17 protein-coding genes are annotated in these 20,032 nt (G+C 73.6%); 8 read left to right on the top strand and 9 right to left on the bottom strand.

Features of this window, described 5'->3' with window-relative positions; genetic code table 11:
- Positions 1-143: 143 nt before the first annotated feature.
- On the bottom strand, positions 144-731 hold the full coding sequence (locus EBO15_RS03880) for a GbsR/MarR family transcriptional regulator (RefSeq protein ID WP_122192900.1): 588 nt from the start codon (positions 729-731) through the stop codon (positions 144-146).
- A gap of 141 nt (positions 732-872) precedes the next feature.
- Here EBO15_RS03880 and EBO15_RS03875 point away from each other — a divergent pair, with 141 nt between their 5' ends.
- Together EBO15_RS03875 and EBO15_RS03870 are read left to right on the top strand one after the other, a co-directional pair.
- On the top strand, positions 873-1,826 hold the full coding sequence (locus EBO15_RS03875; protein ID WP_122192899.1) for an ABC transporter ATP-binding protein: 954 nt from the start codon (positions 873-875) through the stop codon (positions 1,824-1,826).
- Complete coding sequence (locus EBO15_RS03870) at positions 1,823-3,421, top strand: ABC transporter permease (protein ID WP_122192898.1); 1,599 nt, start codon at positions 1,823-1,825, stop codon at positions 3,419-3,421. Before EBO15_RS03875 ends, EBO15_RS03870 begins: the two co-directional genes overlap by 4 nt.
- A gap of 189 nt (positions 3,422-3,610) precedes the next feature.
- Here the strand turns inward: EBO15_RS03870 and hrpA are convergent, their stop codons facing one another.
- Positions 3,611-7,570 carry an ATP-dependent RNA helicase HrpA gene (hrpA, locus tag EBO15_RS03865; RefSeq protein ID WP_122192897.1) on the bottom strand — a complete coding sequence of 1,320 codons (3,960 nt, stop codon included), beginning with the start codon at positions 7,568-7,570 and terminating at the stop codon, positions 3,611-3,613.
- A gap of 192 nt (positions 7,571-7,762) precedes the next feature.
- Here hrpA and EBO15_RS03860 point away from each other — a divergent pair, with 192 nt between their 5' ends.
- On the top strand, positions 7,763-9,184 hold the full coding sequence (locus tag EBO15_RS03860) for a serine/threonine-protein kinase (RefSeq protein WP_122192896.1): 1,422 nt from the start codon (positions 7,763-7,765) through the stop codon (positions 9,182-9,184).
- A 1-nt stretch (position 9,185) separates the two neighbouring features.
- Here the strand turns inward: EBO15_RS03860 and EBO15_RS03855 are convergent, their stop codons facing one another.
- Together EBO15_RS03855 and EBO15_RS03850 are read right to left on the bottom strand one after the other, a co-directional pair.
- Complete coding sequence (locus EBO15_RS03855; protein ID WP_122192895.1) at positions 9,186-10,094, bottom strand: SDR family oxidoreductase; 909 nt, start codon at positions 10,092-10,094, stop codon at positions 9,186-9,188.
- A gap of 9 nt (positions 10,095-10,103) precedes the next feature.
- A complete protein-coding gene (locus EBO15_RS03850; RefSeq protein WP_122192894.1) occupies positions 10,104-10,907 on the bottom strand; it encodes an SDR family oxidoreductase in 804 nt (267 codons plus the stop codon).
- Positions 10,908-10,970: 63 nt separating this feature from the next.
- On the opposite strand from EBO15_RS03850, the gene EBO15_RS03845 reads away from it, so the two are divergent.
- From EBO15_RS03845 to EBO15_RS03830, 4 genes are all read left to right on the top strand, one after another.
- Entirely contained in the window at positions 10,971-11,720 is a 750-nt protein-coding gene (locus EBO15_RS03845; RefSeq protein ID WP_122192893.1) for an enoyl-CoA hydratase family protein, read from the top strand.
- Between the two features lie 29 nt (positions 11,721-11,749).
- On the top strand, positions 11,750-12,598 hold the full coding sequence (locus tag EBO15_RS03840; RefSeq protein WP_199744310.1) for a CoA transferase subunit A: 849 nt from the start codon (positions 11,750-11,752) through the stop codon (positions 12,596-12,598).
- Positions 12,595-13,338: a CoA-transferase subunit beta gene (locus EBO15_RS03835; protein WP_122192891.1), complete on the top strand. Its 744-nt coding sequence runs from the start codon at positions 12,595-12,597 to the stop codon at positions 13,336-13,338. Before EBO15_RS03840 ends, EBO15_RS03835 begins: the two co-directional genes overlap by 4 nt.
- 83 nt (positions 13,339-13,421) lie before the next feature.
- Entirely contained in the window at positions 13,422-14,474 is a 1,053-nt protein-coding gene (locus tag EBO15_RS03830) for an NAD(P)H-dependent flavin oxidoreductase (RefSeq protein WP_122192890.1), read from the top strand.
- Between the two features lie 70 nt (positions 14,475-14,544).
- Here the strand turns inward: EBO15_RS03830 and EBO15_RS03825 are convergent, their stop codons facing one another.
- Positions 14,545-15,180 (bottom strand): TetR/AcrR family transcriptional regulator, encoded by a 636-nt coding sequence (locus EBO15_RS03825; protein WP_122192889.1) that lies wholly within the window; start codon positions 15,178-15,180, stop codon positions 14,545-14,547.
- 71 nt (positions 15,181-15,251) lie between these two features.
- Between EBO15_RS03825 and EBO15_RS03820 the strand changes: the two genes are divergently transcribed.
- Entirely contained in the window at positions 15,252-15,794 is a 543-nt protein-coding gene (locus EBO15_RS03820; protein WP_122192888.1) for a peroxiredoxin-like family protein, read from the top strand.
- Here EBO15_RS03820 and EBO15_RS03815 read toward each other — a convergent pair.
- The 4 genes from EBO15_RS03815 to EBO15_RS03800 form a co-directional block, all read right to left on the bottom strand.
- Positions 15,754-17,157 (bottom strand): MFS transporter, encoded by a 1,404-nt coding sequence (locus tag EBO15_RS03815; protein WP_199744309.1) that lies wholly within the window; start codon positions 17,155-17,157, stop codon positions 15,754-15,756. The genes EBO15_RS03820 and EBO15_RS03815 overlap by 41 nt on opposite strands.
- 100 nt (positions 17,158-17,257) lie before the next feature.
- Entirely contained in the window at positions 17,258-18,232 is a 975-nt protein-coding gene (locus EBO15_RS03810) for a quinone oxidoreductase family protein (RefSeq protein WP_122192887.1), read from the bottom strand.
- Between the two features lie 27 nt (positions 18,233-18,259).
- The gene (locus tag EBO15_RS03805) at positions 18,260-19,015 is read right to left on the bottom strand and encodes an SDR family NAD(P)-dependent oxidoreductase (protein ID WP_122192886.1); all 756 of its coding nucleotides are present in this window, start codon (positions 19,013-19,015) and stop codon (positions 18,260-18,262) included.
- A gap of 93 nt (positions 19,016-19,108) precedes the next feature.
- Positions 19,109-19,969 (bottom strand): helix-turn-helix transcriptional regulator, encoded by an 861-nt coding sequence (locus tag EBO15_RS03800; protein WP_122192885.1) that lies wholly within the window; start codon positions 19,967-19,969, stop codon positions 19,109-19,111.
- Positions 19,970-20,032: the final 63 nt, after the last annotated feature.

Raw genomic sequence — 20,032 nt, 5'->3', positions numbered from 1 at the left:
GCAGGTGACCGCGCCGTGACCACGCCGTGCACCGCAACGCCGCACGAAGTGACAACGCCGCCTTGTCGACCTTTGATGGACAGCGGCACTCACCAAGTGAGCGTTTCCCGGTCGCCCCGAACCGCTTCCGCTCGGCCGTTCGGTCAGCGGGAGGGTCGGCCGCCGGCGCGGTTTCTCGGGCCGTCCGGGCGGCGGTCGTCGCCGTTGGTGGGCGGCCACTGCCCGTCGGCGCGCAGGCTCTCGCGGTGCGCCTCCCAGCGTTCCAGGATCAGTTCGAGATCGCTCCGGATGAAGTCGAAGAACTCGGCCGCCTCGGCCAGGCGTTCTCCTGCGGGGGTCGCGGAGCCGAGCAGGTCGGAGCCCTCCAGCAGACCCGCCGTCCACTTGGCGAGGGCCGTGTCGCGGCGGCTGAGCGCCTCCTGCCACGCCTCGTTCCCCACGCGGTACAGGTCGCGGCGGGTGCCGGGCTCGCGTTCGCGGGTGACCAGGTCGAGATGGATCAGGTAGCGCACCGCGCCCGACACCGCCGCCGGGCTGATCCTCAGCTCCTCGCTCAGCTCCGCCGCGGTGAGCGCCCCCGAGTCGGTGGCCAGCAGCGCGACGAAGATGCGCGCGGCCATGCGCGGCCACCCCGAGTCGGCGAGGGACGAGGCGAACCTCTCCACGAAGCGGTGCACCGCCTCCTCGTCACGCCCGTCACGCGTCCCCTCCGGCGCCCGCTCGTCGGCCACCCGGCATCAACTCCCTCATTCGGGCCCACTCTGGCTCATCCTGGCTCACTCGGACGGTCGGTAGCCACCGCCGCCACGACACGTCAGTTTACCGTATTCATTATCTTCATGAATTCGTGAACGTCGTGTAGGTTGTGAAGCATGAACGAGGCCATCTCCGTCTCCGGCCTGGTGAAGACCTTCGGCCGGACGCGCGCCCTCGACGGGCTCGACCTGACCGTGCGACCGGGCGAGGTCCACGGTTTCCTCGGCCCGAACGGGGCGGGCAAGTCCACGACCATCCGCGTCCTGCTCGGCCTGCTGCGCTCCGACGCCGGGATCGCCCGGCTGCTCGGCGGCGATCCGTGGCGCGACGCGACGACACTGCACCGCAGGCTGGCCTACGTCCCGGGCGACGTGACCCTGTGGCCGAACCTCTCCGGAGGGGAGGTGATCGACCTGCTCGGGCGGCTGCGCGGCGGTCTCGACCCGCGCCGCCGCGACGAGCTGCTCGAGCGCTTCGAGCTCGACCCGAAGAAGAAGGGCCGCGCGTACTCCAAGGGCAACCGGCAGAAGGTCGCCCTCGTCGCGGCGCTGGCCTCCGACGCCGAGCTGCTGATCCTGGACGAGCCGACCTCCGGTCTCGACCCCCTGATGGAGGAGGTCTTCCAGGAGTACGTGCGCGCGGAGCGGGGCGGCGGGCGCACCGTCCTGCTGTCCAGCCACATCCTCAGCGAGGTCGAGGCGCTCTGCGACCGCGTCACCATCATCCGCAAGGGCCGCACCGTCGAGACGGGCACGCTCAGCGAGCTGCGGCACCTCACCCGCACCTCGATCCGCGCCGAGCTCGCCGGTCCCCCGGACGGCCTGGAGAACCTGCCCGGCGTCCACGACCCCGAGGTCAAGGACGGCACGTTCAAGTGCGAGGTCGACACCGCGCGGCTCGACGGCGTCCTGCGCCGGCTCACCGAGATCGGCGTGCGCGGCCTCGTCAGCCAGCCGCCGACCCTGGAGGAGCTGTTCCTCCGCCATTACCAGGACGACCTGCGCGAGAACGGGCAGGGAGGCTCCCCGGGCTCCCCCGGCGGAGGCGGCGCGGAGGCGGGATCGCGATGACCGCCCTCGCCGGGACCGGAGCGCTGACCCGGCTCGCGCTCCGCCGCGACCGGATCATGCTGCCCGTCTGGATCTACCTGATCGTCATCATGGCGGCGTCGACGGTGTCGTCCACCAAGGGGCTCTACCCGGACGTCGCGTCCCGGGCGCAGCTGGCCTCCAACACCAACAGCACCCCGGCGCTGGTCGCGCTGTACGGGCGCGTCTACGACCCGACGTCGCTCGGCGCGGTGTCGATGCTGAAGCTCAACGTGCTCGGCGCGATCGCCGCCGCCGCGCTGTCGATCGTGCTCGTCGTCCGGCACACCCGCGCCGACGAGGAGAGCGGGCGGCAGGAGCTGGTCGGCGCGACCGCCGTGGGCCGCCGCGCGCCGCTGACCTCGGCGCTGACGGTCATGCTGTCGACGAACCTGACGCTCGCGGTGCTGTGCGCGCTCGGCCTGACGATCGCGGGCCTGCCCGTCGCGGGTTCGGCCGCCGCCGGGCTGGCGTGGGGCGGGGTCGGAGTGGTGTTCGGCGCGATCGCCGCGGTGGTCGCGCAGCTCACCGCGCACGCGCGCACCGCGACCGGCTACTCGTTCGCGGCGCTCGGCGCGTTCTACCTGATCCGGGCGCTCGGCGACGCGTCCGGCAGCGGCGGTCCCCGCTGGCTGTCGTGGCTGTCGCCGATCGGCTGGGGCCAGCAGTTCCGCCCGTACGCGGGGAACCGCTGGTGGGTGCTCCTCATCATGGTCGCGTTCGCGGGGGTCACGACGGTCGTGGCGTACTCGCTGGTGTCGCGGCGCGACCTGGGCGCGGGCATCCTCCCCGACCGGGAGGGCCCGGCGCGCGCGGCCCCGGGGCTGCGCGGCGCGGTCTCGCTGTGGTGGCGGCTGCAACGCGGGTCCGTGCTCGGCTGGACGATCGCGTTCGTCGTGCTGGGCGCGGCGCTCGGCGGCATCGCGTCCAACGTCGGGAACATGGTCGGCAGCCAGCAGGCGCACGACTTCATCACCAAGCTCGGCGGGGAGAAGGGCATCACCGACGCGTTCCTCGCGACCGACATGGTGTTCGCGTCGATCTTCGCGGCCGCGTTCGGCGTGCAGGCGATCGGGCGGCTGCGGGCGGAGGAGACCGGCCAGCGCGCCGAGCCGGTCCTCGCGACCGCGGTGAGCCGGTGGCGCTGGGCCGCCGGGCCGGTGCTGATCGCGCTGCTCGGCGGGGCCGTCATGCTGCTGCTCACGGGCCTGACCAGCGGTGCGGTCTACGCGATGCAGAGCGGGGACGGCGCGCAGCTCGGACGGCTGGCCGGGGCGGCTCTGGTGCAGATCCCGGCGGCCTGGGTCGTGGTCGGCGTGGTCGTCCTCGGCTACGGGCTGGTGCCCCGGTTCACCTCGCTCGGCTGGGCGGTGCTGGTGGTGTTCCTGCTGATCGGCGAGATGGGGCCGCTGCTGAGGCTGCCGCAGTGGGCCATGAACCTCTCGCCGTTCGCGCACACCCCGAAGCTGCCGGGGACGACCTGGTCGGCCACTCCCCTGCTCTGGATGCTGGCGATCGCGGCGGCCCTCGTCGGCGCGGGCCTCTGGGCCTTCCGCCGCCGCGACCTCACGTCCTGACGCCACGGCCACGCGCGAAGACCGCGCGGAGGCGGGCACAGGGCGCGCGAAGAACGAGCGCGTGCGGGTGAAGGATGTGGGAGGTTGGCGGGCGCGGCGGCTCCTCCTGCCGCGCCCGCGTGCATTGGGGGGCGGCGGTGTCTGCGACCGGTTCGGCGGTCCTCCTGCCGCGCCCCGCGTGCGTCGGGGTCAGGGCTGGATCTGGGCCATGGCCTTGCGGATGCGTTTGTCGGAGACCGGGAAGCGGGTGCCGAGTTGCTGGGCGAACAGGCTCACGCGGTACTCCTCCAGCATCCAGCGGATCTGCGTGACGGCGTCGTCCTCGCGGCGGCCGGGCGGGAGGCGGCGCAGCAGGTTGTCGTACTCCTGCTGGAGTGACTGCACCTGGGCGGCGAGCATGCGGTCGCGGCCGGGGTTCTCGGGCAGCTTCTCCACCCGTGTCTGCATGGCCTTGAGGTAGCGGAGCAGGTCGGGCAGGCGCTGCGCGCCCGTCGCCGTCACGAAGCCCGGCCCGACCAGCGCGGCCAGGTGGTCGCGGATCTCGGTGAGCGCGTGGACGAGGGTGAGGCTGGTGCTGCCGCGCAGGCTCCGGTCGAGCTGGTGCGCGGTGGCGAGGATCCGCTCGACCTGGCCCACGATCACCGCGGTCGCGTCGTACAGGTCGGCGCGGACGGCATCGAAGAGGCGCTGGTAGCCCGCCTCGTCCCAGGCCGGTCCCCCGGCGTCCGCCATGAGCTTGTCGACGGCGGCGGAGACGCAGTCGTCGAACAGCTTGGGCACCGAGCCGTGCGGGTTGTGGCTGAGGGCGAGTTTCGCCTGGTTGCCGAGGCGTCCCTGGATCTGCTTCGCCGGGGACGGCGCGTTCAGCAGGATCATGCGCCGTGTGCCGTTCCACATGGCGCGGCGCTGCTCGGCCTCGGTCTCGTACATCCGGACGGCCGTGCTCTCGCCCTCGTCGGTGAGCGCGGGGAACGCCTTGACCTCGTATCCGGCCTGCCTGCGCTCGTAGATGCGGGGCAGTTCGCCGATCGTCCAGGTGGTGAGGCCGTCCTTCTCGACGCCCTCCTTGGACGCGGCCTTCGACAGCGTCCCGCGGACCTCGCCCGCGAGCTTGCGTTTGAGGGCGTCGAGGTCGGTGGACTCGTCGAGGGCGCGGCGGCGCTCGTCCACGACGCGGAACGTCATGCGCAGGTGGGCGGGCAGGCGCGACAGGTCCCACGCCTCGCGGGCGACCGGGACGGACGTCATCTCCGTGAGCTCGCGCTCCAGGGCGTCCAGGAGCGGTTCGGTGCGCGGCGAGACGCGTTCGAGGACGCGCCGGGCGAAGTCGGGCGCCGGGACGAAGTTGACCCGCAGCTGCTTGGGCAGTGAGCGGATCAGCTCGGTGACCAGCTCACCGCGCAGGCCCGGGACCTGCCAGTCGAAACCGTCCGGCTTGACCTGGTTGAGGATCTGCACCGGCACGTGGACGGTCACGCCGTCGGCGTCGGTGCCGGGCTCGAACTGGTAGGTCAGCTTGAGCCGCAGCGGGCCCTGCTGCCAGTGGTCGGGGTAGTCGGCCTCGGTGACCGCGTCGGCGGTCTGGTTGATGAGCATCGACTTCTCGAAGCTCAGCCGGTCGGGCTCGGAGTGGCGGGCCTTCTTCCACCAGGTGTCGAAGTGCCGTCCGGAGACGATGTCCTCGGGGACGCGCTCGTCGTAGAAGTCGAACAGCGTCTCGTCGTCCACGAGGATGTCGCGGCGGCGGGCGCGGTGCTCCAGCTCCTCGACCTCCTCGAGCAGCGCGCGGTTCTCGTGGAAGAACTTGTGGTGGGTCTCCCAGTCGCCCTCGACCAGGGCGTGCCGGATGAACAGCTCGCGCGACAGCTCCGGGTCGATGCTCCCGTAGTTGACGTTCCGCTGCGCGACGATCGGGACCCCGTACAGGGTGACCTTCTCGTACGCCATGACGGCCGCCTGCTTCTTCGACCAGTGCGGCTCGCTGTACTGCCGTTTGACCAGGTGCCCGGCGAGCGGCTCGATCCACTCGGGTTCGATCCTGGCGTTGACGCGCGCCCACAGCCGGGACGTCTCGACGAGCTCGGCCGACATGACCCAGCGCGGCGGCTTCTTGAACAGCGACGATCCGGGGAAAATCGCGAACTTGGCGTTGCGGGCGCCGAGGTACTCCTGCTGGGCGCGGCGGCGCGGCCCGCCCTCCTCCTTCTTGTCGATGTCCTGGAGCCCGATGTGGGAGAGGAGACCGGCGAGGAGGGAGAGGTGGATGCGCTCGGGGGCGGCGTCCACGGTGTTCAGGGTGACGCCGAGGGACTTGGCGACCTGCTTGAGCTGGGTGTGCAGGTCCTGCCATTCGCGGATGCGCAGGAAGTGCAGGAAGTCGTTCTTGCAGGTGCGGCGGAACGCGCTGCCCGACAGTTCCTTCTGCTGTTCCCGCAGGTGGTTCCACAGGTTCAGGTAGGCGAGGAAGTCCGACGTCGGGTCGGCGAACCGGCGGTGCTTCTCGTCGGCGGCCTGCTGGTGCTCGGCGGGACGCTCGCGCGGGTCCTGGATCGACAGGGCCGCGGCGATGATCAGCACCTCGCGGACGCAGCCGTTCTTGTCGGCCTCCAGGACCATGCGGCCGAGCCGCGGGTCCACGGGCAGCTGGGCGAGGCTGCGGCCGAGGGGGGTGAGGCGCTTCTTCGGGTCCTTCTCGTCCGGGTCGATGGCGCCGAGCTCGTGCAGCAGGTCGACGCCGGCCTTGACGTTGCGGCGGTCCGGGGGCTCCACGAACGGGAACGCGGCGATGTCGCCGAGGCCGAGCGCGGTCATCTGCAGGATGACCGACGCCAGGTTGGTGCGCAGGATCTCCGGGTCGGTGAACTCGGGACGGGACTCGAAGTCCTCCTCCGAGTAGAGCCGGATGCAGATGCCCTCGGACACACGTCCGCAGCGGCCCTTGCGCTGGTTCGCGGACGCCTGCGACACCGGTTCGATCGGCAGCCGCTGCACCTTCAGGCGGTGGCTGTAGCGGGAGATGCGGGCGGTGCCGGGGTCCACGACGTACTTGATGCCGGGGACGGTCAGGGACGTCTCGGCCACGTTCGTCGACAGGACGACGCGGCGTCCGCGGTGGGCCTGGAACACCCGGTGCTGCTCGGCGGACGACAGCCGCGCGTACAGCGGGAGGACCTCGTGGTGGCCGCGCTTGTTCGCCAGGTGCTTGGTGAGCGCGTCGGCGGTGTCGCGGATCTCCCGCTCGCCGGACAGGAACACCAGGACGTCGCCGGGGGCCTCGCGCTCCAGCTCGTCGACGGCGTCCACGATCGCCTGGATCTGGTCGCGGTCGGGGTCGGCGGACGGGTCCTCGGGGTCGGTGACGGGCCGGTAGCGGACCTCGACGGGGTAGGTGCGGCCGGAGACCTCCACGATCGGGGCGTCGCCGAAGTGCCGGGAGAACCGCTCGGGGTCGATGGTCGCCGAGGTGATGATCACCTTGAGGTCGGGCCGCCGGGGCAGGATCTCCCTGATGTAGCCGAGCAGGAAGTCGATGTTGAGGCTGCGCTCGTGCGCCTCGTCGATGATCAGCGTGTCGTACTGGCGGAGCAGCCGGTCGGTCTGGATCTCGGCGAGCAGGATGCCGTCGGTCATGAGCTTGACCAGCGTGCCGTCGCTCGACCGGTCGGTGAACCTGATCTTGTAGCCGACGGCCTCGCCCAGCTCGGTGCCGAGCTCCTCGGCGATGCGGTCGGCGACGGTGCGGGCCGCGAGCCGGCGCGGCTGGGTGTGGCCGATCGAGCCGAGGACGCCCCGGCCGAGCTCCAGGCAGATCTTGGGGAGCTGGGTGGTCTTGCCGGACCCGGTCTCGCCCGCGACGATCACGACCTGGTGGTCGCGGATCGCGGCGGCGATGTCGTCCTTCTTCTGTGAGACCGGCAGCTCGGCGGGGTAGGTGACCGCCGGGACGGCGGCGCGGCGGCGCTCCACCCGTCCGGCGGCGGCCTCGACCTCGGCGGCGATCTCGGCGGCCACGCGGTCGCGCCGCTCGGCGTCCCGCATCTTGATCGTGCCCTCGATCCGGCGGCGGAGCCGCTGCCGGTCGCGCGGCATCAGCTCGGGCAGGCGCGCGCGCAAATCGGCGAGCGGCGAACTCACAGGCGTCGTCCTCATAACCAATCAAGAAGAATACGGACCGGGGGCACCGTAACCGTCCCGGCCCCCGTCGGCGAATCATTTTCCCGCCCGAGCAGATGCAACGTCCACGCAGGTCGCCGCATTCCGGGCGGGGACGTAGGACCCGATACCCGCCATCATCGCCGAGACCCCGCCGCGCGGTGCGGGGATCACCCATCATGAGGGGTCATGGAGACCCCGGCGTCGGCCGGTCGGTACCGGATCGACCGGCTTCTCGGCTCCGGCGCGTTCGCCCTGGTGTGGCTCGGCCACGACGCCGAACTGCACGCCCCGGTGGCGATCAAGATCCTGGCCGAGCACTGGGCCCGCCGGGAGGACGTGCGGGAGCGGTTCGTCCAGGAGGCGCGGCTGCTGCGCCGCGTGGACTCGCACCGGCTCGTCCAGGTGTTCGACGTCGGGGAGCTGCCGGACGGCCGCCCCTACTTCGTGATGACGCACGCCGACCGGGGCACGGTCGAGGACCGGCTCGCGGCCGGGCCGCTGCCGCTGGACGAGGCGCTGCGGCTCGCCCGCGAGGTCGCGCTCGGCCTGGGCGACCTGCACGCGGCGGGCATCGTGCACCGGGACGTCAAGCCCTCGAACGTCCTGCTGCGCTCGGGGCCGGGCACCGGCGACCGGGTGATGATCTCCGATCTCGGCATCGCCCGGACCGGGGACCGGCTGTCGAGCCTCACGCTGCCCGCCGGGTCGCCCGGCTACATGGCGCCCGAGCAGGCCGTGATCGACGGCGCGCCGGACCACCGCGCGGACGTCTTCGGCCTCGGCGCGCTCACCTACCACCTGCTGACGGGCGATCCACCGGGAGAGGATCCGCCGCCGCCCGGGGCGCTGCGTCCGGGCGTCCCGGCCTCGGTGGACGCGGTGGTCCTGCGCGCCCTGGCGCGTGACCGGGAGCGGCGCTGGCCGTCCGCGGCCGCGTTCGGCGAGGCCCTTTCCGGGACGGGCGGCGAGATCGGCACCGGTCCGCCGCCGGTGTCCGGTCGCGTCCGCCTGACCTGGCGGCGGCGCCGGATCCTGCTGGCCGCCTCCATCCTCGTCCTGGCCACGGCCGCCGGGAGCGGCACGCTCCTGGCGGTGGACGGCGGGAGCGACCGGACCGGTGGTCGCGTCCCGGGGCCGGACTCCCGTCGGCTCCGCGCCGACCGGGACGTCCCGGCCCGGTACCGGGGGCTGATCGTCCAGGCGGGGACGTGGTGCCGGCTGAAGGGCCTCAGCCCGGCGCTCATCGCGGCGATGCTCAAGGTGGAGAGCGACTTCGACCCGAACCTGTCCGATCCGGCGAAGGACGAGTACGGCATCGCGCGCTGGACGCCGCACGTGCTGACCGTCTGGCAGCCGGGCGGCTGGAACAACCCCGAGCCGCGTCCGGCGGACATCACCCCGGACCTGTCCATCCCCGCGATGGGCCGCTTCCTCTGCTACTGGGGCAAGGACCTCGCGAAGGTGCCCGGCGACCCGGCGCTGAACCTCGCGGCGGCCTACCGCACGTCCGCCAAGCGCGTCGCGGACGCGAAGGGCCCGCCCGCCAAGTACCGCGCCTACTGCGCCAAGGTCGGCCACTACATCGCCTACTACCGCCCGTCCCGATGATCTAGGAGGCGCCGTAGACGGGTTCGGGGGTGGGGGCCTGGGCCAGCAGGACGGTGACGGCCTCGCCGATCTCGGACGGGTTCCAGCGGGAGCCCTGGTCGATGGACGGGCCGTGGCGGAAGGCGTCCATGACGCAGATGCGGCCGCCCTCGGTCTCGAAGACGCGGCCCGTGACGGCGCGGGACTCGGTGGAGCCGAGCCAGACGACGAGGGGGGAGACGTTCTCGGGGGCCATGGCGTCGAAGTCGCCGTCGGCGGGCCGGGCCATGGTCTGGGCGAAGACGTCCTCGGTCATGCGGGTGCGGGCGGCGGGGGCGATGGCGTTGACGGTCACGCCGTAGCGGGCGAGTTCGGCGGAGGCGACGAGGGTGAGGCCGACGATGCCCGCCTTGGCCGCCGAGTAGTTGCCCTGGCCGACGCTGCCGAGCAGGCCCGCGCCCGACGAGGTGTTGATCACGCGGGCGTCGACGGGGTTCCCCGCCTTGCTCTGTGCGCGCCAGTGGAGGCCCGCGTGCTTGAGCGGGAGGAAGTGGCCCTTCAGGTGGACGCGGACGACGGCGTCCCACTCGTCCTCGGAGAGGTTGACCAGCATGCGGTCGCGGAGGAAGCCCGCGTTGTTGACCAGGACGTCCAGGCCGCCGAAGGTCTCGACGGCGAGGGCGACCAGGGCCTTCGCGCCGTCCTCGGTGGCGATGTCGTGGGGGCTGGCGACGGCCTCGCCGCCGAGCCCGGCGATCTCGGCGACGACGTCCTCGGCGGGGCCGGAGGCGGCGTCGCCGGTGCCGTCGCGGGCGACGCCGAGGTCGTTGACGACGACCTTGGCGCCCTGCCGGGCGAACTCCAGGGCGTGCGCGCGGCCGAGCCCGCGCCCGGCGCCGGTGACGATGACGACGCGGTCCTTGCAGATCATCGGTACTCCTCAGTCGCGGTTCACGGTGGCGGCGTCGAGGAACGCGGGGCGCTCTCCCCCGCCGTGCAGGAGCAGGGACGACCCGCTGACGTAGCCCGCGAGCGGCGAGGCGAGGAACACGCAGGCCGCTCCGACCTCGGCGGGGTCGGCGAGGCGGCCGAGCGGGACGGTCCCGGCGACGGCGGCGATCCCGTCCTCGCCGCCGTAGTGCAGGTGGGAGCTCTCGGTGCGGACCATGCCGAGGGTGACGGTGTTGACGCGGATCTCGGGGGCCCACTCGACGGCGAGGCTGGTCGCGAGGCTGGCGAGGCCCGCCTTGGCGGCGCCGTAGGCGGCGGTGCCGGGTGAGGGCCGGACGCCGCTGACGCTGCCGATCATGATGATCGAGCCCCCCGCGGTCATGCGGGGGCGGACGGCCCGGGACATCACCAGGGCCGAGATCAGGTTCAGTTCGATGATCTTGATGTGGCGGCGGACGTCGCCGTCCGCGAGGGGCCCGAACGGGGTGCCGCCCGCGTTGTTGACCAGGACGTCGACGCGGTCGAGGCCGCCTGCGAAGGCTTCCGCGGCGTCCGGGTCGCGGACGTCCAGGGCGGCGAACCGGGCGCGGCGGCCGTCCACTTCGGGCAGGTCGTCCGGTTCGTGGCGGGCGACGGCGACGACGTCGGCGCCCGCGGCCAGGAAGGCGCGGGTGATGCCGAGGCCGACGCCCCGGACGCCTCCGGTGACGACGGCCGTGCGGCCGGTGAGGTCGAGCCGGGGGCGGTCCGGCCCGGGGCGGTCCGGACGGGGGTGATCGGAGTGCGGTGCCATTGCGTCCTCCCCGTGGTGGCCTCTACGGTCAGTTCTAACAAATGTTTGGTGGAAAGGTAGCGCATGGGAGTCTCCACCACGACCCACGAGTCCGGGGTAGCGGAGGTCGTCGTCGCCGCGCCGCCGGTGAACGCGCTGACGGTGGCGGGCTGGCACGAGCTGGCGGACGCGCTGCTCGCGGCCGGACGCGACCCGGCCGTCGGAGCGGTGGTGCTGCGCGCCGACGGCCGCGGCTTCAACGCCGGCGTCGACATCAAGGAGATGCAGCGGACGGACGGCCACACCGCGCTGGTGGGGGCGAACCGGGGCTGCTTCGCGGCGTTCGCGGCCGTCTACGACTGCGAGGTCCCGGTCGTGGCGGCCGTCCACGGGTACTGCCTGGGCGGCGGGATCGGGCTGGCGGGCAACGCCGACATCGTCGTGGCGTCCGACGACGCCTACTTCGGCTTGCCGGAGGTCGACCGGGGCGCGCTCGGCGCGGCGACGCACCTGGCGCGGCTCGTCCCGCAGCACCTCATGCGGGCCATGGTCTACACGTGCCGGAACGTGACCGCGGGCGAGCTGCACCGGCACGGTTCGGTGCTGGAGGTCGTGCCGCCGGACGAGCTGCGCGGCAAGGCGATGGAGGTCGCCGAGAACATCGCGGCGAAGGACCGGTACGTCATCCGCCGGGCGAAGGAGTCCCTGAACGGCATCGATCCGGTCGACGTGAAGCGGTCGTACCGGTACGAGCAGGGCTTCACGTTCGAACTGAACCTCGTCGGCGCGGGCGACCGGGCACGCGACGCGTTCGTGGAGAAGGGAGCGCGGTGATGGCCTCCGGCAACACAACGAGCAAAGTGATGACGGTGGACGACGTCGTCGGGTCGCTGTCGGACGGCATGACGGTCGGGATCGGCGGCTGGGGGTCGCGGCGCAAGCCCATGGCCCTGGTGCGCGCGATCTGCCGCTCGCCCCTGCGCGACCTGACCGTGGTGTCCTACGGCGGGCCGGACGTGGGACTGCTGTGCGCGGCGGGGAAGGTCCGGCGGCTGGTCACGGCGTTCGTCACGCTCGACACGATCCCGCTCGAGCCGCACTTCCGCGCGGCCCGGCAGGACGGCGCGATCGAGCTGACCGAGTACGACGAGGGCATGTTCATGTTCGGCCTGTACGCGGCGGCGCACGGGCTGCCGTTCCTGCCGACGCGGGCCGGGCTCGGCTCGGACGTCATGCGCGTGAACCCGTCGCTGCGGACCGTCCGGTCGCCGTACGGGGACGACGAGCTGGTCGCGGTCCCGGCGCTGACGATGGACGTCGCGCTGGTGCACATGAACCGGGCCGACGCGCGCGGGAACGCCCAGTACCTCGGGCCCGACCCGTACATGGACGACCTGTTCGCGAAGGCGGCCGGGACGGCGTACGTGTCCTGCGAGCGCCTCGTCGACACGTCCGACCTGCTGAAGGAGGGCCCGCTCCAGTCGCTGCTGATCAGCCGGGCGCATGTCGCGGGGGTCGTGGAGACGCCGAACGGCGCGCACTTCACGGCGTGCGAACCCGACCACGGGCGCGACGAGGCGTTCCAGAGGCTGTACGCCAAGGCCGCCGCCGATCCGGCGGAGTGGGCGGCGTTCGAGAAACGGTTCCTGTCCGGTGACGAGGCCGCCTACCAGGACGCGGTGCGCGCCTTCCGAGAGGAGTCTTCGCGATGACCCCGACCGTGACGGACGCTTCGCGCGCCGAGGTGTGCGCGGTCGCGTGCGCCGAGCTGTTCCGGGGGGACGGCGAGATCGTGGCGGCCGCGGTCGCCGGGTTCGTCCCGATGCTGGGTTCGCGGCTGGCCCGCGCGACGTTCGAGCCGGACCTTCTGACCACGGACGGCGGCCCGGTGCTGTCGGCCGCGCCGACGCCGCTCGGGTCGCCTGCGACGGAGGTCGAGGGCTGGCTGACGTTCCGCGACCACCTGTGGCTCGTGCTGAACGGGCGGCGGCACGTGGTGATGGGCCCGAGCCAGATCGACCCGTTCGGCAACATGAACATCTCCGCGATCGGCGACTGGGCGAGGCCGTCGCGGCAGCTGCTCGGGTCGCGCGGCGGGCCCGGGAACACGCGGCTGAACCCGACGAGCTACTGGGTGCCGAGGCACTCGGCGCGCGTGTTCACCGAGAAGGTCGACTTCGTCAGCGGCGTCGGCTGGGATCGCGGCGCGCACGAGATCCGCGCCGTGGTCACGAACCTGTGCGTGCTCGACTTCGCGACGCCGGACCGGCGGATGCGGCTGCGGACCGTCCACCCGGGCGTCCGCGTGGACGATGTGGTGGCGGCGACCGGGTTCGAGCTCTCGATCCCGGACGAGGTGCCCGAGACGCGCCTCCCGACCGCCGAGGAGCTGCGGATCATGCGCGAGGTGCTGGATCCGAAGGGCCTGCGCGACCGCGAGGTCCCGGCGTGACCGGCGCGGCGGGTGCGGCGGGTGCGGCGGGTGCGGCAGGCGCGGGCAGTGCGGGCGGCGCGGGCGGCGCAGGCTCGGAGCGGGTGCTCGAGACGCCGTTGACCCGGCTGGTCGGCGTGCGGCATCCGGTCGTGCAGACGGGGATGGGCTGGGTCGCCGGGCCGCGCCTGGTCTCGGCCGTCGCGAACGCGGGCGGCCTCGGGATCCTGGCGTCCGCGACGATGACGCCGGAGCGGCTGCGGCTGGCCGTCCACGAGGTGAAGGACCGCACGGACGCGCCGTTCGGCGTGAACCTGCGCGCGGACGCGGGCGACGCGGACGACCGCGTCGACCTGCTGATCAAGGAGGGCGTGCGGGTCGCGTCGTTCGCGCTGGCGCCGCGCCGCGAGCTGATCGCGAAGCTGAAGGACGCGGGCGTCGTGGTGATCCCGTCCGTGGGGGCGCGGCGGCACGCGGAGAAGGTCGCCGCGTGGGGCGCGGACGCGGTGCTCGTGCAGGGCGGCGAGGGCGGCGGGCACACCGGCCCGGTCGCGACGACGCTGCTCCTCCCCCAGGTCGTGGACGCCGTGGACGTCCCGGTCATCGCGGCCGGCGGCTTCTTCGACGGCCGCGGGCTCGCGGCGGCGCTCGCGTACGGCGCGTCCGGGGTGGCGATGGGCACGCGGTTCCTGCTGACGTCCGACAGCTCCGTCCCGGACGAGGTGAAGAGGGTCTACCTCGGCATGGCCGAGACCGTCGTGACGCGGCAGGTCGACGGGATGCCGCATCGCGTGCTGCGCAGCGACCTGGTGAACGCGCTGGAGGACGCGGGCCGGGTGTCCGGGCTCGTGCGGGCGCTGCGGAACGCGGCCCGGTTCAGGCGGATCTCCGGGATGTCGTGGCGGGCGATGCTCGCCGACGGGAGGGCGATGCGGCACGGCAGGGACCTGTCGTGGTCACAGGTGCTGATGGCGGCGAACACGCCGATGCTGCTGAAGGCCGCGATGGTGGACGGCCGTCCGGACCTGGGCGTGATGGCGTCCGGGCAGGTCGTCGCGGTGATCGACGACCTGCCGGGGTGCGCGGAGCTGATCGGCGGGATCGTGGCGCAGGCCGCCGAGGTGCTGGCGCGGCAGCCGTCCTACCTGGTGCGGTGAAGGGGGCGGCCGCGGCTCGCGAAGGGGCAGTGGCGGGTCAGAGGCGGGGCGGTAGCGGGTCAGTGGCGGGTCAGAGGTCGTCCCGGCCGGCGGCGCGGCTGTCGAGGCCGTTCAGGAGCAGGTCGAGGCCGCGCCGGAACTCCTCGTGCGAGGAGATCGCGCGGGCGCGTCCTCCGGCCGCCGCCATGTGCGGGAACTCGTCCTCGGGGAGGGCGGCGATCGCGTCGGTGCCGGGCCCGGACAGCGGGCCGAGGTGCTCGAGCTGGATCGCGCCGATGATGTAGGCGGTCACGCCGCGCAGCGCGATGATGCGCGCGTCGCCGCCGAACCCGGCGTCGGCGAGGACCCCGAGCATGGTCTCCGACCAGCGCAGGAGCGTCGGTGAGCGGTGCCGGTAGGCGGGCGTCAGCGGGATGACCTCGGGGTGCGCGCCGACGGCGAGCCGGATCCGCTCGACGAGCGCGGCGATCCGGTCGCGCCACGGGCCGTCCGGCGGCGGGCCGGTGTCCATGCCGGACATGACGCGCTCGACGACCAGGCCCTCGATGTCGTCGCGGCCGTCGACGTAGCGGTAGAGCGCCATGGTGCTGACGCCGATCTCCTTGGCGACGGCGCGCATGGACAGCGCGGCGAGGCCGTCGCGGTCGACGACGGTGAGCGCGGCGGCGGCGACCTGCGGACGGGTCAGCGAGCGGGGACGCGGCATGGTGGTTGACAGCGTACGCGTTACGCCTACCCTTGTAGGTGTATGGCGTACACCTACAGGGAGGTACCCCCGTGCGCACCTACGAACTGACCTCCGTGACCGGCGCGCCGGTCCCGATCCCGGACCCGGACCGCGTCGTCCACCTGCAGTTCCGCCGCTTCGCGGGCTGCCCCGTCTGCAACCTGCACCTGCGCTCGTTCGCCGTCCGGCACGCCGAGGTCGAGGCGGCGGGCGTCCGCGAGGTCGCGGTGTTCCACTCGTCCGCGGACGAGCTGCGCGAGCACGTCGCCGACCTGCCGTTCGACGTGATCCCCGACCCGGAGCGCGCGCTCTACGTGGAGTTCGGCGTCGAGTCCGGTCCGCGCGCGCTGCTCGACCCGCGCGTGTGGCCGACGATCGTCCGCGGCCTGCTGGCCGGACGGCGGCGCCGCGACAAGTGGCCCGCCCTCCGGCCGAACGGCGGGCGGTTCGGGCTGCCCGGCGACTTCCTCATCGCCCCGGACGGCTCGATCCTGGCGAGCAGGCTCGGCGTCCACGCGGGCGACCACTGGTCGCTGGACGAGATGCTCGCCCTCACGAAGCCCGCGTGGATCTCGCTCGCGCAGCGAGGATGACGATCGCCAGGCTCGGGACGACGAGCACGCCCAGCGCCGGGCCGAACCGCGCCACGGACCCGGCCGACGCCGCCGACACGGCCGTCCCGAGCAGCGCCGAGGCGAGCGCGAGGATCCCGATCTGGCCGAGGTTCTGGCTCGTCTGCATCGCACTGCCCGCGTAGCCCGTCCGCCCGGACGGCGCGTGCCCGAGCGACAGGACGGTCAGGGTCGGCGCGGTCGCGCCCATGCCGACGGCCGCGACGACCAGCGCGGACGCCGGGATCCACGCGGGCAGCCCGGTCGCCGTCGCGATCGCCGCACCGCCGGTCGCGAGGGCGAGCAGGACGGCGCCGCCCGCCACGAGCAGATGCCGGGGGCGGCCCGCGAGCCACCGGCTCTGCGCCCACGAGGAGAGGGCCCACGCGACGGCCGATCCGGTGAAGGCCAGGCCGGCGACGGCGGGCGCGACGCTTCCGTCCAGGTTCAGCAGCAGCGGCACCATGGCCTCCAGCGTGAAGAACGTCCCGGACGCCAGGCCGTTCAGCAGCACGGTCGCGGGAAGGCCCGGCGCGGCCCGCCACGTGCCCGGCGGGACCATGCGCCGCACGAACGCGGCGAGCACCAGCAGCGCCGCCATCCCGCAGGCCAGGTGGACGGCGCTCCGCCCGGACAGCGCGTACTGCCCGAGCCCGGCCCCCACGCTGACCGCCAGGGCCACGACCAGGCCGGGGCTCTCGGCTCCGGCCGGCGCGTCCCGCCGGGGCAGCCTGCCCAGCGAGGCGATGACCGCGAGGCCCGGCAGCACCATGAGCGCCGCGAGGCCGAGGAACACCCAGCGCCAGGACCACCAGGAGACGACAAGCCCGGCGAGCGGCGGGCCGATCAGCGACGGCCCGACCCACGCGGCGCTCAGCAGGGCGAGGGCGCGGGGGCGCAGCCGGTCCGGGAAGGTCTGCGCGATCGCGGCGTTGGTGGCGACGACGATCATCCCGGCGGCGACGCCGTCCAGGAAGCGCCCGGCGGCGAGCTGCCAGACGGTCCCGGCCGTCCCGGACACCACCAGGGTCGCGACGGCCAGGGCGAGGCCCGCGGCGAGCGGACGGCCCGGACCCGACCGGTCCGACCAGGCGCCGCCGATCACCCCGCCGACCAGGCCCGCCGCCACGAACGCGCTCGCGACCAGGGGGTACAGCCAGAGGCCGTCGAGCGCGCGGACGGCGACCGGCAGGGTCGGGACGACCGCGAGCCCGGACAGGGCGGTGAGCACGGTCAGCGCCGTGAAGGCCGCGAACGGGGCGGCGTACTCCCCGGCGAACAGCCGCTCGCGTCCCCCGGGCGCCGCGGCCCCGGTGTCAGTGCCGTCCCGGAGCCGCACGTCCACCCCTGAATTGTTAGGAAACTTTCTTGAAAACAGGACGGTAGGGACGCATACCGCGGGTGTCAACGGCTTTCCCGCGGGCCGGAACCGGGGCCCCCGCCGGTCAGGAGCGGACGGCGAGGACGAGCTTGCCCGTCGTCGTCCCCGACTCGATCCGCCGGTGCGCCTCGGCGGCCGCCTCCAACGGCATCTCCTCCACCCGGACGCGCAGGTCACCGGACGCGACCGCCGCCACGGCCCGCCGCAGCGCGCGGCCCGCCTCCGCCGGATACAGGGCACTGAAGGCCGCGAGGTTGAACCCCGAGACGGTCTTGCTGGTGATCCACAGCTCGTTCGGCGACAGCGGGACGTCGTCCGCGCCGGACGCGTTGCCCAACGCGACCAGCCGTCCGAACGGGGCCAGGGCGTCCAGGCTCGCGCGGCGGGCCTCGCCGCCGACCATGTCGGCGACGATGTCGAAGCCCGCCCCGCCGGTCAGCTCGCCGACGCGTCCGGGCAGCTCGTCCCGCAGGACGACATGCTCGACGCCCAGCTCGCGGACGGCGTCGGCCTTCGCCGGGCCGCCGACCGTCCCGACCACCGTGCCCGCGCCGAGCAGCCGCGCGACCTGCACGAGCTGGCTCCCGACGCCCCCGGCGGCGGCGTGCACGAGCACGCGCTCGCCGGGCGCGATCCGGGCGACCCGGTCGAGGACGAGGTGGGCCGTGGTGCTGTTGGACGGCACGCCCGCCGCGACCGCGGGGTCTAGGCCGTTCAGCGGCGCGACCAGGTCGGCGGAGGTGACGGCGACCTCGGCGTATCCGCCGCCGTCCACGATCGTCAGCGCGGCGACGGGCTCGCCGACGCGCAGCCCGCCGACGCCCGCGCCGAGGGCCCGGATCCGTCCGGAGACCTCGATGCCCGGGACGAACGGCAGCGGCACGTCCGCGAGGCCGCGCCGGTACAGGACCTCGGCGAAGTTCGCGCCCGCGTACTCGACGTCGATCGACACCTGGCCCGGACCGGGCTCGGGCACCGCGACGTCGTCGAGCCGCAGGACGTCGGCGCCGCCGAACTCGGGGATGGTGATGGCCTTCATGGCGTGCTTCCTTTTGGGGGTCGGGGTTCAGGCGGGGAGGGAGGAGACCAGGCCGCCGTCGACGACGAGGTCCTGGCCGGTGACGTAGGACGCGTCGTCCGAGGCGAGGAAGGCGACGGCGCGGGCGACGTCCCCGGGCGTGCCGAGCCGTCCGGCGACGACCTGCCGGGCGTACCCGGCGGCCTCCTCGTCGGTCGGGGCGGCCCCGCGGAACATCGGGGTGTCGATGAAGCCGGGGCTGACCGAGTTGACGCGGATGTTCCGGTCGGCGAGGTCGCTGGACAGCGTCTGCGCGAGGTTGCGCACGGCCGCCTTGGACGCCGAGTACACCGACGCGACGGCCATCCCCCGGTACTGCGTCCAGGACGCGTTGAGCACGATCGACCCGCCGCCGGTCATCAGCGGCACGGCCTTCTGAACGGTGAAGAAGACGCCCTTGAAGTTGGTGCCGACGACCTGGTCGAAGTCGTCCTCGGTGACGTCGGCGGCGCGCTGGAAGGCGCCGACGCCCGCGTTGGCGAACACCACGTCGAGGCGTCCGAACCGGTCCCGGATCCGGCCCGTGAGGACGTCCAGGTCGGCGAGGTCGGCGGCGTCCGCGCGGACGGCCAGCAGGCGGCCGCCCGCGTCCAGGTCCTTGGCGGCGGCGTCCAGGCGGGCCTCGTCGCGGCCGGTGACGACCACGTTCGCGCCCTCGTCGAGCAGGAGCCGGGCGGTCGCGAGGCCCATCCCGCTGGTGCCGCCGGTGATCAGGGCCGTCTTGTTCGTGAAGCGCTTCGTCATGCCCGCAAGACTGCCGCCGGGCGTCGGAACGGAGCAGTGTCAGGTCATCCTGGGTGTGGCACCACCACCCTCAGCGGGACGGCCGCGCGTGGGTCAGCCGGCCTCCGCCAGGCGCGGGCCGCTGCTCATCAGCCGTTCCAGGCGTTCCATCGTCCCGGTCTCCGGGCGCGGGTTGTGCAGGACGAGGTTCAGGCCCGGACGGTCCGGCAGGGGCAGCAGCGTCGCGTCGAAGACCAGCTCGCCGACCTCGGGGTGGACGATCGCCTTGGTCGCCTCCGCGCCCGTGCTCACGTCGTGCCGCTCCCACAGCCCGGCGAAGTCGGGGCTGGCGGCGGCGAGGTCGGCGGCGATCCGGGGGAACTCGGGGTCGCCCGGATAGCGGGCCATGTCGGCGCGGAACCGCGCGACGACGCCCGGCGCGTTGCGCTCCCAGAGCGTGTTCGTCATCCGGAACCGGGCGTTGGTGAAGTAGCTGACCAGGCAGTTGTGGTCGGTGTCGCCGTAGCCGAACACGACCCGCGCGGAGTCGTTCACGGCCTGGAAGCCCCAGTGCCGGTCCTGGATGTAGGCGGGACGCGGCGACCAGGCGTCCAGCACCCGGATCAGCTCCGGCGACACCGGGACGGCCGGGACGGCCTGCACGCGCGGCGGGTTCAGCCCGGCGAGCAGGTACAGGTGCTCGCGTTCGGCGCCGGACAGGCGCAGGGCCCGCGCTATCGCGTCGAGGACGTCCTCGGAGACGCGGATGTCGCGGCCCTGCTCCAGCCACGTGTACCAGGACACCCCGACCCCGGCGAGGACGGCGACCTCCTCGCGGCGCAGGCCGGGCGTGCGGCGGCGGCCCGCGTCGGGCATGCCGACGTCGGCGGGGGTGAGGCGGGCGCGGCGGGTGCGCAGGAACTCGCGCAGGCCGTCGCGGCGGCGCTCGTCCTGGTCCGGGGACATGTCGGGCATGAACGAGACCCTAGCCGCAGCCCGCCGCGAGCCGCCGCCCGTGGGCCGCCGCCCGCGCCCGTG

The sequence above is a fragment of the Actinomadura harenae genome (assembly GCF_003696215.1).
In the GTDB taxonomy this organism is placed as follows: domain Bacteria; phylum Actinomycetota; class Actinomycetes; order Streptosporangiales; family Streptosporangiaceae; genus Spirillospora; species Spirillospora harenae.
Note: the sequence above shows the minus strand (reverse complement) of the source record. Positions and strands in the feature narration are given on the sequence as shown.